We start from the raw sequence: 16,205 nt of genomic DNA on the forward strand, positions 1-16,205 counted from the left end.
CTACTTATTGATAATATGTTCAGGTTTGACCGTTAACTCCATACCTGCACCAACCTTTACCTTAATATGCTCTTTTTCAATATTAATGACTTGTACTTTTATAGGTTTATTACCTACTATAACTTTAACAAAATCACCAATTTTTAAAGCTTTAGCTTTTTTAGGAAGCATCCGAGTAGCTTTACGTTTTTCTTTTTCACGTTCTTTAAAACGCTCTTTAGCTTTTTCTTTGCTCTCTTTCAACTGTTGTAGCGCATGATCTATCTGTTCTTGGCTAATAACCTCAGTAGGATTACCATCTAAATCAACACGATTGGCTCCTTCTTTTATACTATATAAGTAACGCCAACTCATTGTGTATGAGCGCAGTGCGGCACGGAGTTTAGTTTTACTAAGTTCGTCATTACCATCTAAACGAGAAATAATATCTTGAAAAATTCCAATCTTTAATGGCTTTGCCTCACCTTCAAGGGTAAAACAATTTGGGAATTGTTGAGCTAAATAAGCAATAATCTCTTTACTATTTGTTAATTGAAACTGTTTTTCCATTGGTTATTCCATAGCAACTAAATTTTACTAGCGTTAAAGTATATCGCAGCTTATATAATAACACTAACTATCTTTTTCGGTTTATTAATAAATTGTTATAAAATCTTTAATATCTGTATGTATTTGGCATAAAAGCCAAACAGCTTATTCATTAGTTGATAGCTAATTAAATGCTACCACTCAAAATCGATTAAAATAAATACTAAAACAAATTAAACTATCAAATTTTCTCTTGTATTGGGTAGAAAAGAATAACATAGATACTTATGGTTATAAACTAAGATAAATTAAAAAATGGAAATAAAATTTAGTGAATGGTATAGAAAAGAAAATCTGATTACATTAAAAAAGTACAGCACTAACGAATTAAATTTTTTAATTATACCTTCAGTTGCCCTATCTTGAACGTTATAAAACATATGCTATTATCAATTCACATTTCATATCAACTACAAATTAACACAATAGGCAACTATATCATGAAAAATATTAAAAAATTTCTGCTCATCCTTTGTTCTATACTTGCTTTATCAGCATGTACACAAAAAAATCTTGTTGAGCAAGGCACACCGCTTAATAACGCAAAAGTAAGCAAAATTGTTGAAGGGTCATCAACTGAAGCTCAGATTTTGTCCCTATTTGGTGAGCCAACAACAAAAACCGCTATCAATAGCAACGAAACACAGTGGACATATCAATACACTAAAAAGAGCTCAACAAGTCATATGTTAATTGGCGAAACGCAATACAATATTATTGAAGGAAAGCTTGATATTATTATGTCTAAAGGGGTAGTAACATGGTTCAATTATGATGAAAACCAACGACAGAAAAAATGGTAATAAATTATCTTGTTTTATAGCACATCAACAAGATGTGCTAAGAATTTGTTATTTCAATCCTATGGAATTACATTACTTTACTCATGTTTAAATTTCAGTCATCTATTTCCTAAAGAAAAGACATCTCTGGACAATATTGCGCTTTAGGTTATACTCATTAACGAAATTAACCAGACAATCGCTGCTTTGTTGTTTTTATAAAGAAATAAACAAAGGGGAGGAAAGTCCGGGCTCCATAGGGCAGAGTGCCAGGTAACGCCTGGGGGATTTTTGCGAGAGTGAAAATTCACGACAAGTGCAACAGAGAGAAAACCGCCGATGGCTTATTTTATAAGATCAGGTAAGGGTGAAAGGGTGTGGTAAGAGCACACCGCGCAACTGGTAACAGTTGTGGCACGGTAAACTCCACTCGGAGCAAGGTCAAATAGGGATTCATTGGCGTGGCCCGCGTTGAATCCGGGTAGACTGCTTGAGCTAATGCGTGAGTATTAGCCTAGAGGAATGATTGTCCACGACAGAACCCGGCTTATCGGTTAATTTCACTTTCTACTTCTTGTTATCGTTTAATCCAATTTTAGATTGCTTTTTATTGCTTAAAGAGCGCTTAACAGCGAGAAAAATTGAAAAAATTAACCCTAACACCAACAACAAAACAGGTATTAGCATTAATAAAGACATGATCTGCTTTTCATACTCTTTGAAAACTGGTGATAATCCAAATAGGTAACCTAATGTTACAATCAAGAAAATCCATAATGTAGCACTGATTATATTATAAATATGGAATTTTCGACTGTGTAGTCCTGATAATCCAGCCATCATCGGTAATAATGTACGTACAAAAGCAATAAATCTCCCAATAAATAGCGCTTGTAATCCGTACTTATGGAATAATACTTCAGATTTATGATGATATTTTTCAGGTATATGTGCCATCCAACCTTGGACAAGCTTAGTATTACCAAGCCAAAGTCCTTGAGCATAACCTAACCAAGTACCTAAAGCAGCGCCAGCAATTAAAACAAAATTAATTAAACCAAAATGGAATACATTTTGGCTAATTAACACACCAGTTAAGAATAATAGACTGTCTCCAGGTAAAAAAGCCGCTGGTAAAACGCCATTTTCTAAAAGAATAATGACAAACAACATCCCATATAGTGTCCATAGCACATTAGGGTTTGAAAGCGTTGCAATGTCCAAATTAACAAACGCATGATAAAGTGTAATTATTGTTTCCATCTATTTTTAAATCCCATTGATGTATTATTATTAGTGGTTAATGGTACCACCAACGGTTAAATTATCCACTTTTAAAGTGGGTTGCCCAACCCCAACAGGTACGCTCTGCCCTGCTTTACCACAAACACCTACACCAGAATCTAATGCTAAATCATTACCTACCATAGATATTTGCTGCATAGTTTCTATACCTGAACCGATTAATGTGGCACCTTTAACTGGAGTTGTTATTTTTCCCTTTTCAATTAAGTAAGCTTCTGAAGTTGAAAACACAAACTTACCAGAGGTGATATCTACTTGTCCACCAGCAAAATTAGGTGCATAAAGACCATAATCGACGCTACTAATGATATCGTCAAAAGAAGAATTTCCTGCCAACATATAGGTATTGGTCATTCTTGGCATAGGTAAGTATGCATATCCTTCACGACGACCATTACCAGTTGAACATGTATTCATCAATTTTGCGTTAATCTTATCAAACATATAGCCTTTTAAAATACCATTTTCAATAAGCACTGTTTTTTGGCTTGGAGTACCTTCGTCATCAATAGATAGTGAGCCTCGACGGTTTTCAATTGTACCATCATCAACAATAGTGCAAACTTCTGAGGTGACTTGTTCACCAATTTTCCCAGAAAAAACTGAACTATTTTTACGATTGAAATCGCCTTCTAAGCCATGGCCTACAGCCTCATGTAACAAAACGCCAGGCCAACCAGCACCTAAAACAACAGGCATTGTTCCTGCTGGCGCAGCTTTAGCAGAAAGAGAAACGAATGCTTGACGCACGGCTTCTCGGGCATAGCTGTCAGCATAACTTTCTGATGTTTTTGGGTTGATTGTTAAAAAATATTCATACCCAAATCGACCACCGCCACCACTACTTCCTCGCTCACGTCTACCCTCTTTTTCAACCAAAACTGAAACGGATAAACGCACCAAAGGACGAATGTCAGCTTTTAATGTACCATCAGTTGCTGCTATTAAAATATCTTCATAACTTCCAGTCAAACTGGCTGAAACTTCAATAACTCTAGGATCGATTGAGCGTGCTAAGTGGTCAATTTGTTGCAACAATTCAATTTTCTGTTCTTTAGAAAAAGAATTGATCGGGTTGATTGACGAGTATATAGATACTGTTTGAGCAGATTTAAATGGCGTCACTTTGATAGGTGTTTGTATTTTAGTGATTGAATTCGCTGCAAATATGCTTTGTTCTAACCGCGCTAATGAAAGCTGATCAGTATAAGCAAACCCTGTTTTTTCGCCAACAACGGCTCTAACACCAACTCCTTGGTCACGATGAAATGAGGCATTTTTTATAATACCATCTTCAAGTAACCAGTTTTCATAATAACCAGATAGAAAATACAAATCACCAAAATCAATTTCCCTTGAGCTCAACATATCAAGCAAATGCGAAAGATCTTGTTGGTTTAGATTATTTGGGTTGAGTAGTCGTTCACTCACTTGAGTTACTATCATAAATTCCTTAAATTCTAATTGTGAATGAAAGTACTTTGATAATCGATTATAACTAGTTGATCATAACGATTATTTAACTTTCATCATTTTTATACTGAAACGTATAGTTACCTGAAACTTTTTTACAAGATATTGCTTCTACATTAATACAACATCATATTGTTCTTGAATATAAAGTGGTTCAACTTTTACTTCAACACGTTTACCCACAAACACCTCAACTTCAGCTAAAGCATGGGACTCATCATTAGTTAAAGCATTAGCCACAGCAGCCGAGGCATAAACCAAAAAGTATTCTGAATGATGCGCTTTATAAACACGAACTATATCACGTAATATTTCGTTGCAAACTGTTTCTACCGATTTGACCATACCACGACCTTTACATGCTGGACATTCTTCACACAGAATATGCCCTATACTTTCACGTGTTCGCTTGCGAGTCATTTCGACTAATCCTAAACTCGAAAATAAATTAACAGTTGTTCTAGCTCTATCTTTAGATAAAGAATCATGCAGCGATTGTAACACCCGTTCACGATGCAAATCTTCTTGCATATCAATAAAATCAATAATAATAATGCCCCCCAAATTACGCAAACGTAATTGGCGGGCAATTGCTATTGTTGCCTCAATATTAGTATTAAAAATCGTTTCTTCTAAATTTCGATGACCTACAAATGCACCAGTATTGATATCAATAGTAGTCATGGCTTCGGTTTGATCAATAATTAAATACCCACCAGACTTTAATTTCACTTTACGATCTAATGCTCTTTGAATCTCATTTTCGGTATCATAAAGATCGAAAATAGGAATATTACCACGATAAAGAGATAGTTTATTGGTTACTTCAGGCATAAATTCTTTTGTAAATTCAACCAATAAATCATAAGTTAATTTTGAATCTACTAAAATTCGTTCAATTGGATCACCAACAAAATCGCGCAATACTCGTTGGGATAATGCCAATTCCCCATAAACTAGATTCTTACTTACTGGGCGAGCCATGCGTTCTTGAATTTTAGTCCAAAGTCGTTTTAAAAAATTGGCATCTTGTTCTAACTCATGCGCACTTGCACCTTCTGCGGCTGTTCTAACAATAAAACCAGCTTCTGTTGTCACATATTGCTCAACAATATTTTTTAACCTTTCACGTTCTTGTTCACTTTCTATGCGTTGTGATGTGGCAACATGCGCAGAATTTGATCCAGGCATTAATACCAAATAACGTGATGGCAAAGTAATATCGGTTGTAAGCCTAGCTCCTTTAGTTCCCAATGGATCTTTAACCACTTGTACCATTAAGTCCTGTCCTTGGCGAACAAGTTCAGAGATATCTTTTACTTGAAATTGTTCTTGCTCTGTATCTGATACGCACTCAGTATGAGGCATAATATCTGATGCATGCAAAAAGGCAGCTTTATCAAGACCAATATCTACAAAAGCGGCTTGCATGCCAGGCAAAATACGAATGATCTTACCTTTATAAATATTTCCAACAATACCGCGTCTAGACTCACGATCAACATGGATTTCTTGCAATACACCATCTTCGATATAAGCAACTCGAGTTTCAGATGGCGTTACATTCATTAATAATTCAACAGACATAGATTTCCTTTTAATTGATAGCAAAGCTTCGTCTTATTAGTCGTAAAAATAAATAGATACCAATCCATAATAGACTATCTATACAGCTTGATATAAAAATCAATGGCGATATTGTTATAGTATGATAAATACAGACTTGAAATAAAAATACCAGTAAATTATAACATATCGATATCCCAAAGATGATAAACGACTGTTGCCATAACGCTAAATTACGTATCAATTGGAATTTAAAAACAAATAAATAAGCAATAAATGAATAAATAAAGGCATGGATTCCTAAAATAGAACCAGTACATAGATCCATTATAGTTCCAAAAACAAATGCAGTACCAATCCCAACTCGATGAGGAAGCGCTATCAACCAATAAGCAAAAATTAAGATCAGTATATGTGGTTTAAATATACTATATGATGGAGACCACGGAATGATTTGTAAACATAAGCCTATTAATAGCGTTATCCAAATAATTATTATTCGATTACGACCCCTCATGTTTTACTCCTTGATTTCCCCACAATAACAATAAATAACGTAAACGCTTCAAATCCGCTGTTGGTGTTGCTGAAATAATTGGGGTTGAATCTGTAATATCAAGTTTTACTGAACTAACTACGGCTACCGGATATCCTTCTGGAAAACGGCCATCAAGCCCTGAAGTAACTAAAACATCGCCGACTTTTACATCAACGTTATTAGGCATAAATTCTAATGTTAAGTCATTACTACACCCGTTTCCCACAGCAATCATACCAATGTCGTTTCTTAATACTTGTACGGGTATCGCATGTTGATAATCGCACAATAAAATTGCACGACTAGTAGATTGGGCTGTTTCATAAATTTGCCCTACAATCCCTTTTTCATCAACAACAGGTTGCCCAACATAAACACCATCTTGTTTACCTTTATTTACAACAAATTGATAGATATAAGGATCAGTGTCTATAAGCAATACTTGTGCAGCCATCTTTTGTTCATCATGCCTTAAAGGTGAACCTAACAATTCGCGAAGTCTATCATTTTCATGTTTTAGATGCTCAAGTAACAATAGATCGTTTTTTTGTTGTAATAAATCTGCATGCAAATTTGCATTTTCATTTATTAATGTTTCTCGTGTTTTGGACATCTCGTAGAGAGAATTAAACGACGACTTTGGTGCATTTGAAACATAATATAGAGGAGAAATAAGGGTATCTAAATAATAACGAATTTCTTTAAATGGACGATAATTGATATCTAATACAATTAGAACCAAGGCTAACGCCAGAGAAGTAAATAATTGTACACTAAGAGGGGAGCGTTTAGAAAAAAGTAATTTCATTGCCGGTACTTACCTGTTTAAAGCTCAAGATCTAATTATTTCAAAATATGACTCCACCGACACGATTGTCGGCGGGAAAAATGTGAGATTCATGCTTAGTTATTGTTTTATCAACATAAAAATAATTAACAATAACTTATTAATTACTCTTCACTAAATAGATCACCACCATGCATATCAACCATATCTAGCGCCTTGCCGCCACCTCTGGCAACGCACGTTAATGGATCTTCAGCCACTACTACATGAATACCTGTTTCAGCCGATAATAACTTATCAATATTACGTAATAGAGCACCACCACCGGTTAAAACCATACCATGTTCTGAAATATCAGAAGCAAGCTCAGGAGGGCACTGCTCTAATGCAACTTTTACCGCACTAACAATACCGCTTAATGGCTCTTGTAATGCTTCTAAAATTTCATTAGAGTTTAAGGTAAAGCTACGCGGCACACCTTCAGCAAGATTGCGCCCACGCACTTCAATTTCAAGAACTTCATCGCCAGGATAAGCACTGCCAATAAAATGTTTGATTTTTTCGGCAGTTGCCTCGCCAATTAAAGCACCATAATTGCGACGAACGTAGTTAATAATCGCTTCATCAAATCGGTCACCACCAATACGAGCAGATGCAGAATAAACAACACCATTTAGCGAAATGACAGCCACTTCGGTAGTTCCACCACCAATATCAACAACCATTGAACCAGTAGGCGCAGATACAGGTAAATCAGCACCAATAGCAGCTGCCATTGGTTCTTCAATTAAATACACTTCACGAGCCCCTGCGCCTAAGGCTGACTCTCGGATAGCTCTGCGTTCAACTTGCGTAGCACCTACAGGAACACAAACAAGTACGCGAGGACTTGGTCTTAAAAAACTATGGCTATGAACTTGACGGATAAAGTGCTGTAACATTTTTTCAGTAACAGAAAAATCAGCAATAACGCCATCTTTCATCGGTCTAATGGCTGCTATATTACCTGGTGTTCGCCCTAACATTAGTTTCGCAGCATGCCCAACAGCAGCAACACTTTTTGGAGTACCTGTGCGGTGATCTTGGCGAATCGCTACAACAGAAGGTTCGTTTAATACTATACCTTGCCCTTTTACATAAATAAGTGTATTCGCTGTACCTAAATCGATTGATAAATCATTTGAAAACAAGCCACGAACTTTTTTGAACATAATAAAAACTCTTCCTAGAATTAATCTTGTTTAAGTATATTTCAGTATTAAAAACCACCATGGAATCAAAAAATAAATATTTCAAATTTATCAAGGCTAAATGGAGTATTATTTAATCCTTTCAAACCATAGCAAATCTCAATAGTAATTAACGGTCGATATTGTATCGCAATTATAAAATAATACCTAGAAAATAGTATAACAAGTGATTGTAAAGGAGATATATAATGACAAAATCTGTTTTACAGTGTATTCTTCCGCGTTAATGTTGAGTTACAACTTTATTACCGACTAAAAAACAGCTTTAGTCGATAATAAGGATGCATTTAAATAATTGTTACTTATATCAAATAAACACGGTGTAATTCATGGATATACGCAAAATTAAAAAGTTAATTGAATTAGTTGAAGAGTCAGGTATTTCAGAGCTTGAAATTTCTGAAGGTGAGGAATCAGTTCGAATTAGTCGAGCAGCTCCTACTACAAACTATTCGGCGCCAGTACAAAATATTCAAATTCCTCAACCAGCTCCTGTTGTAGTTGCTCCAACCGTTCAAACAGAAGTTGTAACTGATAATGTGGTAACTGATGGTACAACAATTAAATCCCCAATGGTTGGAACTTTTTATCGTACACCGAGCCCTGAATCAAAAGCTTTTGTTGAAATTGGCCAAACAGTAAATGTTGGCGATGTGCTTTGCATCGTTGAAGCGATGAAAATGATGAACCAAATTGAGTCAGAAAAAGCTGGTACAATAAAAGCCATATTGGTTGAAAATGGTCAACCAGTTGAATTTGATCAGCCACTATTCATTATTGAATAATCTGAATTTATTATTGACAATACGATTAAGAGATTGAATATGCTTGATAAAATTCTTATTGCGAATCGTGGAGAAATAGCTCTACGTATCTTACGAGCATGTAAAGAACTTGGAATAAAAACTGTCGCCGTTCATTCTACGGCAGATAAAGATTTAAAACATGTATTACTTGCAGACGAAACCGTCTGTATTGGCTCAGCAGCTTCGGTAAAAAGTTACCTTAACGTTCCTGCATTAATTTCAGCTGCGGAAGTAACTGGAGCAGCTGCTATTCATCCAGGTTATGGTTTCTTATCTGAAAATGCAGATTTTGCTGAACAAGTTGAGCGATCTGGATTTATTTTTGTTGGCCCTAAACCGGATACTATTCGCCTTATGGGTGATAAAGTATCAGCAATTCACGCCATGAAAAAAGCAGGTGTTCCTTGTGTACCTGGTTCAGATGGCCCTCTAAGTAGTGATATTGAAATTAATAAACAAATTGCCAAGCAAATTGGCTATCCTGTTATTATTAAAGCTTCTGGTGGCGGTGGCGGACGAGGCATGCGTATTGTTCGTGAAGAAAATGATCTTGAACAATCTATCAAAATGACCAAGTTAGAGGCCAAAACTGCTTTCAATAATGATATGGTTTACATGGAAAAATTCCTTGAAAATCCACGTCATATTGAAATTCAGGTACTTTCTGATGGTCAAGGAAATGCTGTGTATTTGGGTGAACGAGACTGCTCAATGCAAAGACGACATCAGAAAGTTGTTGAAGAGGCACCAGCTATTGGTATTACGCCAAAAATGCGCAAATTCATCGGTGAACGTTGCGTTAATGCATGTATCGAGATTGGCTACCGAGGAGCTGGCACATTCGAATTTTTATTTGAAAATGGCGAGTTTTATTTCATTGAAATGAATACCCGTATTCAAGTAGAACATCCTGTTACTGAAATGATAACCGGTGTTGATCTAATTAGGGAACAAATTTTAATTGCAGCCGGCAAACCACTTTCAATTAAACAAAGTGATATTGAAATTAAAGGTCATGCGATTGAATGTAGAATTAATGCTGAAGATCCCAAATCGTTTATGCCATCACCAGGGAAAATCACTCGCTTCCATGCACCAGGTGGCTTTGGCATTCGTTGGGAATCACATATTTATGCTGGTTATAGTGTCCCACCTTACTATGACTCAATGATTGGTAAATTAATTGCTTATGGTGAAACACGTGAGGTTGCTATAGCACGTATGAAAAATGCGTTAGCCGAACTGGTTATTGATGGGATCAAAACCAATATTGATCTTCATATTGATATTATGAACGATAAGGGCTTCCAAAAAGGTGGCACAAATATCCATTATTTAGAAAAGAAATTAGGTATTTATGAATAACAAAATAATCCCTATTTATTAGGGATTATTGCTTTATAGTATCAATAAGGTATGGGTAGAAACAAATGAAAAAATGGAAACGAAGTGCTGAAGAAATTTTAACTATGGGACCAGTGGTTCCGGTTATCGTTATTGAACGAATTGAGGATGCTGTACCACTAGCTAAAGCTCTTATTGCTGGTGGAGTGAAGGTACTAGAAGTAACGTTAAGAACAGCTTGTGCGATTGAAGCAATTAAGAAAATCATCAAAGAGGTTCCTGAAGCAATTGTAGGAGCAGGAACAGTAACTAGTGTTGAACAACTAAAACAAGTTACTGAAGCTGGTGTAGAGTTTGTTATTACACCAGGAATTACCGATGCTATTTTAGAAGCTGCAGTTGCAGGCCCTATCCCTGTTATTCCTGGTATTGCAACTATTTCTGAATTATTAAAAGCCCAAGAATATGGTTTAACGGCATTAAAATTCTTCCCAGCTGAAATCAATGGTGGAGTTGCTGCATTAAAGGCATTTTCTGGCCCTTGTGGATACATGAAGTTTTGCCCTACAGGCGGTGTGAATCCTAAAAACTACCGTGATTATTTGGCACTTAATAATGTACTATGTGTTGGTGGAACTTGGTTTATTCCAACGGATGCCATAGCAAAAGGTGATTTTACTAAAATCACTGAGATGGCTAAGGAAGCTGTTGCTGGTGCACAGTAGCTAATTATTATTCCGCCAATACAATACGGCGGAATAATAATTACTATTTCCTAGCTTTAATTAACTTCTCAATCCTAGTCCACTATCAATCAATCGCCATGCAATTACATAAAGTACAGTTACAAATAAAATAAGCATTGAAAATGTGATCCATAATGGCACATCTGACACTCCCAAAAATCCATAACGAAAACCATTAATCATATAAACAATGGGATTAATTTTCGATACCCATTGCCAAAATGTTGGTAGCATTGTAATTGAATAAAAAACACCGCCTAGATAAGTTAATGGTGTTAACACAAATGTTGGAATAATGCTTATATCATCAAACGTCTTGGCAAATACTGCATTGAGTAGACCAGCTAATGAAAATAAAATTGAGGTCAATAGCAATGTAAAAATAACAAACAACCAAGAATGTACATCGAAGCGAACAAAGAATAGCGATACAACAGTAACCAAAATACCCGTTAAAATACCGCGCATAACACCACCACCGACATATCCTAGAATAAGAATATTTGTTGGTACTGGTGCCACCAATATTTCTTCAATGTTACGTTGAAATTTAGCACTAAAAAAGGATGAACAAACATTGGTATAGGAATTAGTAATTACTGACATCATTATTAAGCCTGGAACAATAAATTCCATATAGCTAAAACCGCCCATATCGCCAACACGAGAGCCAATTAAATTACCAAAGATAATAAAATAAAGCGACATGGTAATAACAGGTGGAATTAAGGTTTGAATCCAAATTCTTAAAAATCGGGTTACTTCTTTACGCCAAATACTTTTTAAGGCAATCCAATATAAATTATTCATTAATGCCACCTTTTTGTTTAGTATCACTATGCAACAGCTCAACAAATAACTCTTCTAATCGATTCGCTTTATTTCGTACGCTGATAACTTTAATATTTTGTTTATTTAATTGTTCAAATAATTGATTTAATCCATTTTGTTTATCTACTTTCACTTCCAACATCCCAGGCTCAACATCGAAATAATTATAGCCATTTAACTCAATCGGCTTAGGCGTTGCCACATAATCAATAACAATTGTTTCAGATTGGCTTTTCGCCAATAGCTCACGCATTGATGAGTTTGCTATCAATTTGCCGCTTTGAATAATACCAATATTTCTACAGAGCATTTCTGCCTCTTCTAAATAATGTGTAGTTAAAATAATTGTGATACCTTGACGATTGATTTCACGTAAAAAATCCCACATAGAACGGCGTAATTCAATATCAACGCCTGCAGTCGGCTCATCAAGAATTAATAATTTAGGTTCATGCACGAGAGCTCTGGCTATCATTAATCGCCTTTTCATTCCACCTGATAGCATGTTAGCTCGACTATGACGTTTATCCCACAAATCTAAAACTCGCAAATATTTTTCGGCTCGCTCTAATGCGATTTTTCGGGGCAATCCATAATAACCACCTTGATTAGTGACTATTTGTAACACTTCTTCAAATTGGTTAAAATTGAATTCTTGCGGTACAATCCCTAATTGTCTTTTAGCATTTACAATATCGGCATCTAAGTCGTAACCAAAGATTTTTACTTGCCCGCAAGTTTTAGTCACTAATGAACTAATAATACCTATTGTTGTTGATTTACCAGCGCCATTTGGTCCCAGCAAAGCATAAAAATCGCCTGCTTGTACAGTTAAATCGATACCTTTTAATGCTTCTACACCGTTTTTATAGATTTTCTTGAGTGAGATTAACTCAAGTGCAGGAATTGATAGCATGAATATATCCTAAGTGAATCAATTATTATTTTAATAATATGATATCATGTTTAATGAATCGACAATATAATCAATCATTGTAAAGAGCTTTTTAGTTTTATTTATATCAATATAAATAAATTATAATTTCTAAAATAAAACACATATTATTAATTAAATACTAATAACGTATCTTTAATTATCATTCTGCGTCTAAGTTATTGCTTAAGGAATAAGTATCATGTTTAAGATTGGATTAGTTTCAGTGTCAGATAGAGCATCAAGTGGCATTTATCAAGATGAAGGCATACCATCATTAATATCATGGTTGCAAACAGCACTGAAAACACCATTTACAACCGAAAACCATATTATTCCAGATGAACAAGTTGTTATTGAACAAACATTATGTGAACTTGTTGATAGTCAACATTGCCATTTAATTTTAACTACTGGTGGCACAGGCCCTGCGACTAGAGACGTAACGCCTGATGCAACATTAGCAATCGCTGATCGTGTAATGCCAGGTTATGGCGAACAGATGCGTCAGATCAGTTTACATTTTGTACCAACTGCTATTTTATCTAGGCAAGTTGGTGTTATTCGCAAAAAATGTCTAATCATCAACCTACCTGGTAGACCAAAATCAATTAAAGAAACACTTGAGGGTGTTAAAGATGATCAAGGTAATGTTATTGTGAGTGGCATATTTGCTAGTATCCCTTATTGTATACAACTACTAGAAGGACCTTATATTGAAACCTATGACCAAATAGTGAAATCTTATAGACCGAAGGATGCTATTAAATCAACACTTTAATTTTATGCATATTTAACGCATAATTATGTATATAATAATTGCTACTGATACATTAAAATTGGTCGTAGTTATTTTGATTTAATTATCAATTAGACTTTATTATGAGTCTTATAACGACATTTATTAGTAGTAAAGAGTAACAAATTAGAAGCCAAGGAACATTATGAAACAAGCTAATCTCACAAAAACATTTAAAGAGATGCTTCGTCAAGAGAAGTTTAGTTCACAAGTAGAAATCGTACAAGCGTTACAAGAACAAGGATTTGATAACATTAATCAATCAAAAGTTTCACGTATGCTAACCAAATTTGGTGCGGTAAGAACCAGAAATGCAAAATCCGAAATGGTCTATTGTTTACCTGCAGAAATAAGCGTACCAACAACTAGTAGCCCATTAAAAAACTTAGTGATTGATATTGATTTCAATAGCTCAATGGTGGTGATACGTACTAGCCCAGGCGCAGCTCAACTCATTGCTCGATTACTAGACTCAATTGGTAAATCGGAAGGTATTTTAGGTTCAATTGCTGGTGATGATACAATCTTTAGTACACCAACTAAAGAATGTACTGTAAAAAAATTATATCAAACTATTATTGAATTGTTTGAACGAGAGCTATAGATCTTTCCATTTTGCCATATTACAACTAAATAATTTTTAACTTTTAACCTATTGACACAATTAATAAAATCGTTAATCCTATATAGTGCTGATTTCGTAACAGAAGTTGCAAAACGAAGAGGCGCATTACTCAGGTAAGTCATTTTAGGGACTGGAACCACTAATAAATGATCGAGGGGACGTAATGCCGAGGTTTGATTACTCATCCAGAAGTAATTAAATCGACTGCAAGGGCTGAATCCCTTGGGTTGTCACCTTAACAGGTGGAGCGCTTCATGGTTTGTACTTTTTAATTGTAAATAGAACATGCCCGCTCTAACTCTGTTAAAAATAAAAATTTTTAATATGAGGAATCCATGGAAACATCATTTATAATAGCTAAATTTGGTGGTACTAGTGTTGCCGATTATCCAGCAATGGTTAATAGTGCCAATATTGTAATAGCTAACCCTAACGTAAAGGTTGTTGTATTATCAGCCTCCGCTGGCGTAACAAATTTGTTAGTTGCATTAGCAGAAGGACGTGACGCTGAAGTAAGATCTCAACATATTGCGAAAATTCAATCTATCCAATACAACATTCTAGAACAATTACCTGAAAATCCAAAACTACGTGCTGAAATTGACCAAATCATTGCCAATATAGCCTCATTGTCAGAAGCGGCAAGCTTAGCAACATCACCTGCGTTAACCGATGAGCTTGTTAGCCACGGTGAAATTATGTCTTCAAAACTGTTTGTCGAAATATTAAAAGAAAAACAGAAAAAAGCCATGTGGTTTGACGTACGAAAAGTTATGCGCACCAATAATAACTTTGGTAAAGCAACACCTAAAATTGAAGATATTAAACAGCTTTGTTGTGCCCATTTAAAGTCACTAGACAATAGTTGTGTCATTGTAACACAAGGGTTTATTGGCAGTGAAAGTTCTGGAAAAACCACTACTTTAGGACGAGGTGGAAGTGACTATACAGCAGCTTTACTAGGTGAAGCATTGGGTGCAACTCAAATTGATATTTGGACTGATGTTGCTGGAATTTATACTAACGACCCTCGCATTACTCCAGCAGCTAAACGCATTGATGAAATATCTTTTGCGGAGGCGACCGAAATGGCAACGTTTGGAGCAAAAGTACTACACCCAGCAACGCTAGTCCCAGCTGTACGTAGCAATATACCAGTCTTTGTTGGTTCAAGTAAAGCGCCACAAGATGGAGGAACTATTGTTTATAGCACTAATAGCATCACATCTAAATTACCTGTTTTCAGAGCATTGGCGTTACGTCGTAAACAAACCTTACTAACACTAACCAGTTTAAATATGCTACATGCACAAGGCTTTCTTGCAAATGTGTTTACGATATTAGCTAAGCATAACATTTCGGTTGATTTAGTAACTACATCAGAAGTAAGTATTGCACTAACCATCGACACTACAGGTACCAATACCAACGGAAACAGTTTATTAACAAAAGAATTATTTGATGAATTATCAACCGTTTGTCATGTCGATATTGAGGAAGATTTAGCTCTCATTGCTATTATTGGTAATAACCTAACCTCAACCAGAGGCATTGCAAAAGAAGTGTTTGGTGTATTAGATGAATTTATTATTAGGCTTTGCTGTTATGGGGCAAGTACTCACAATCTTTGTTTATTAGCAAAAAGCAATGATGCCGAGTCAATTATTAAAATTCTACATAAAACAATTTTCGAACAATAATATATAAAGGGAGATTAAACCTCCCTTTTAATTACGTTTAGTTATCTTCCTATATTCATCAAGTATATGTCCAGAGTTGGAAACATGGTCAAATACTTTAATTTTAATTAAAAAAATCATAAGATAACAAA

16 protein-coding genes, 1 other RNA gene and 1 riboswitch are annotated in these 16,205 nt (G+C 35.3%); of the genes, 8 read left to right on the forward strand and 9 right to left on the reverse strand.

Translation table 11 applies throughout. The annotated features are described in order from the left end of the window. Positions 1-549 (reverse strand): RNA chaperone ProQ, encoded by a 549-nt coding sequence (gene proQ, locus ACGH6S_RS00675; protein ID WP_065589543.1) that lies wholly within the window; start codon positions 547-549, stop codon positions 1-3. A 479-nt stretch (positions 550-1,028) separates the two neighbouring features. Between proQ and bamE the strand changes: the two genes are divergently transcribed. Together bamE and rnpB are read left to right on the forward strand one after the other, a co-directional pair. Continuing rightward, entirely contained in the window at positions 1,029-1,391 is a 363-nt protein-coding gene (gene bamE / locus ACGH6S_RS00680; RefSeq protein ID WP_174799489.1) for an outer membrane protein assembly factor BamE, read from the forward strand. Between the two features lie 162 nt (positions 1,392-1,553). Continuing rightward, positions 1,554-1,936: RNase P RNA component class A (rnpB, locus tag ACGH6S_RS00685), an RNA gene on the forward strand. Between the two features lies 1 nt (position 1,937). Here the strand turns inward: rnpB and ACGH6S_RS00690 are convergent. The 6 genes from ACGH6S_RS00690 to ACGH6S_RS00715 all read right to left on the reverse strand — a co-directional run bounded on the left by ACGH6S_RS00690 (position 1,938) and on the right by ACGH6S_RS00715 (position 8,250). Continuing rightward, on the reverse strand, positions 1,938-2,633 hold the full coding sequence (locus tag ACGH6S_RS00690) for a DedA family protein (protein WP_174799490.1): 696 nt from the start codon (positions 2,631-2,633) through the stop codon (positions 1,938-1,940). Positions 2,634-2,663: 30 nt separating this feature from the next. Beyond that, a complete protein-coding gene (gene tldD / locus ACGH6S_RS00695) occupies positions 2,664-4,121 on the reverse strand; it encodes a metalloprotease TldD (protein ID WP_174799491.1) in 1,458 nt (485 codons plus the stop codon). Positions 4,122-4,259: 138 nt separating this feature from the next. Then, entirely contained in the window at positions 4,260-5,735 is a 1,476-nt protein-coding gene (rng, locus tag ACGH6S_RS00700; RefSeq protein WP_034909694.1) for a ribonuclease G, read from the reverse strand. A gap of 10 nt (positions 5,736-5,745) precedes the next feature. Then, positions 5,746-6,231: a rod shape-determining protein MreD gene (gene mreD / locus ACGH6S_RS00705; RefSeq protein ID WP_034909696.1), complete on the reverse strand. Its 486-nt coding sequence runs from the start codon at positions 6,229-6,231 to the stop codon at positions 5,746-5,748. Continuing rightward, entirely contained in the window at positions 6,218-7,060 is an 843-nt protein-coding gene (mreC, locus tag ACGH6S_RS00710; protein WP_411578162.1) for a rod shape-determining protein MreC, read from the reverse strand. The genes mreD and mreC overlap by 14 nt, the downstream gene beginning before the upstream one ends. Positions 7,061-7,203: 143 nt before the next feature. Continuing rightward, on the reverse strand, positions 7,204-8,250 hold the full coding sequence (locus tag ACGH6S_RS00715; RefSeq protein ID WP_034909698.1) for a rod shape-determining protein: 1,047 nt from the start codon (positions 8,248-8,250) through the stop codon (positions 7,204-7,206). A gap of 368 nt (positions 8,251-8,618) precedes the next feature. Here ACGH6S_RS00715 and accB point away from each other — a divergent pair, with 368 nt between their 5' ends. The 3 genes from accB (at position 8,619) to ACGH6S_RS00730 (ending at position 11,164) form a co-directional block, all read left to right on the forward strand. Continuing rightward, positions 8,619-9,074, forward strand: a complete 456-nt coding sequence (accB, locus tag ACGH6S_RS00720) for an acetyl-CoA carboxylase biotin carboxyl carrier protein (protein WP_034909700.1) — start codon at positions 8,619-8,621, stop codon at positions 9,072-9,074. Between the two features lie 39 nt (positions 9,075-9,113). Beyond that, a complete protein-coding gene (gene accC / locus ACGH6S_RS00725; RefSeq protein ID WP_174799493.1) occupies positions 9,114-10,460 on the forward strand; it encodes an acetyl-CoA carboxylase biotin carboxylase subunit in 1,347 nt (448 codons plus the stop codon). Positions 10,461-10,525: 65 nt separating this feature from the next. Then, positions 10,526-11,164: a bifunctional 4-hydroxy-2-oxoglutarate aldolase/2-dehydro-3-deoxy-phosphogluconate aldolase gene (locus ACGH6S_RS00730; protein ID WP_296207069.1), complete on the forward strand. Its 639-nt coding sequence runs from the start codon at positions 10,526-10,528 to the stop codon at positions 11,162-11,164. Positions 11,165-11,224: 60 nt separating this feature from the next. Here ACGH6S_RS00730 and ACGH6S_RS00735 read toward each other — a convergent pair whose 3' ends face one another. Continuing rightward, the gene (locus ACGH6S_RS00735; protein WP_085164429.1) at positions 11,225-11,995 is read right to left on the reverse strand and encodes an ABC transporter permease; all 771 of its coding nucleotides are present in this window, start codon (positions 11,993-11,995) and stop codon (positions 11,225-11,227) included. Further along, positions 11,988-12,932, reverse strand: a complete 945-nt coding sequence (locus ACGH6S_RS00740; RefSeq protein WP_411578163.1) for an ABC transporter ATP-binding protein — start codon at positions 12,930-12,932, stop codon at positions 11,988-11,990. Before ACGH6S_RS00740 ends, ACGH6S_RS00735 begins: the two co-directional genes overlap by 8 nt. Before the next feature lie 220 nt (positions 12,933-13,152). Here ACGH6S_RS00740 and mog point away from each other — a divergent pair, with 220 nt between their 5' ends. From mog to lysC, 3 genes are all read left to right on the forward strand, one after another. Continuing rightward, positions 13,153-13,731 (forward strand): molybdopterin adenylyltransferase, encoded by a 579-nt coding sequence (mog, locus tag ACGH6S_RS00745; protein WP_065589534.1) that lies wholly within the window; start codon positions 13,153-13,155, stop codon positions 13,729-13,731. Between the two features lie 163 nt (positions 13,732-13,894). Further along, complete coding sequence (gene argR, locus ACGH6S_RS00750; protein ID WP_065560627.1) at positions 13,895-14,353, forward strand: transcriptional regulator ArgR; 459 nt, start codon at positions 13,895-13,897, stop codon at positions 14,351-14,353. Between the two features lie 108 nt (positions 14,354-14,461). Continuing rightward, positions 14,462-14,635: riboswitch (Lysine riboswitch) on the forward strand. A 74-nt stretch (positions 14,636-14,709) separates the two neighbouring features. Then, the gene (lysC, locus tag ACGH6S_RS00755) at positions 14,710-16,074 is read left to right on the forward strand and encodes a lysine-sensitive aspartokinase 3 (protein WP_085164425.1); all 1,365 of its coding nucleotides are present in this window, start codon (positions 14,710-14,712) and stop codon (positions 16,072-16,074) included. Positions 16,075-16,205: the final 131 nt, after the last annotated feature.

It is taken from the genome of Gilliamella sp. BG3, assembly GCF_046635605.1.
Taxonomy (GTDB): Bacteria; Pseudomonadota; Gammaproteobacteria; order Enterobacterales; family Orbaceae; genus Gilliamella; species Gilliamella bombi.

What these genes read in the sequence shown, in the direction of transcription:
- proQ (WP_065589543.1), bottom strand. Translation starts at nt 549, where the DNA reads ATGGAAAAACAGTTTCAATTAACAAATAGTAAAGAGATTATTGCTTAT.
- bamE (WP_174799489.1), top strand. Translation starts at nt 1,029, where the DNA reads ATGAAAAATATTAAAAAATTTCTGCTCATCCTTTGTTCTATACTTGCT.
- ACGH6S_RS00690 (WP_174799490.1), bottom strand. Translation starts at nt 2,633, where the DNA reads ATGGAAACAATAATTACACTTTATCATGCGTTTGTTAATTTGGACATT.
- tldD (WP_174799491.1), bottom strand. Translation starts at nt 4,121, where the DNA reads ATGATAGTAACTCAAGTGAGTGAACGACTACTCAACCCAAATAATCTA.
- rng (WP_034909694.1), bottom strand. Translation starts at nt 5,735, where the DNA reads ATGTCTGTTGAATTATTAATGAATGTAACGCCATCTGAAACTCGAGTT.
- mreD (WP_034909696.1), bottom strand. Translation starts at nt 6,231, where the DNA reads ATGAGGGGTCGTAATCGAATAATAATTATTTGGATAACGCTATTAATA.
- mreC (WP_411578162.1), bottom strand. Translation starts at nt 7,060, where the DNA reads ATGAAATTACTTTTTTCTAAACGCTCCCCTCTTAGTGTACAATTATTT.
- ACGH6S_RS00715 (WP_034909698.1), bottom strand. Translation starts at nt 8,250, where the DNA reads ATGTTCAAAAAAGTTCGTGGCTTGTTTTCAAATGATTTATCAATCGAT.
- accB (WP_034909700.1), top strand. Translation starts at nt 8,619, where the DNA reads ATGGATATACGCAAAATTAAAAAGTTAATTGAATTAGTTGAAGAGTCA.
- accC (WP_174799493.1), top strand. Translation starts at nt 9,114, where the DNA reads ATGCTTGATAAAATTCTTATTGCGAATCGTGGAGAAATAGCTCTACGT.
- ACGH6S_RS00730 (WP_296207069.1), top strand. Translation starts at nt 10,526, where the DNA reads ATGAAAAAATGGAAACGAAGTGCTGAAGAAATTTTAACTATGGGACCA.
- ACGH6S_RS00735 (WP_085164429.1), bottom strand. Translation starts at nt 11,995, where the DNA reads ATGAATAATTTATATTGGATTGCCTTAAAAAGTATTTGGCGTAAAGAA.
- ACGH6S_RS00740 (WP_411578163.1), bottom strand. Translation starts at nt 12,932, where the DNA reads ATGCTATCAATTCCTGCACTTGAGTTAATCTCACTCAAGAAAATCTAT.
- mog (WP_065589534.1), top strand. Translation starts at nt 13,153, where the DNA reads ATGTTTAAGATTGGATTAGTTTCAGTGTCAGATAGAGCATCAAGTGGC.
- argR (WP_065560627.1), top strand. Translation starts at nt 13,895, where the DNA reads ATGAAACAAGCTAATCTCACAAAAACATTTAAAGAGATGCTTCGTCAA.
- lysC (WP_085164425.1), top strand. Translation starts at nt 14,710, where the DNA reads ATGGAAACATCATTTATAATAGCTAAATTTGGTGGTACTAGTGTTGCC.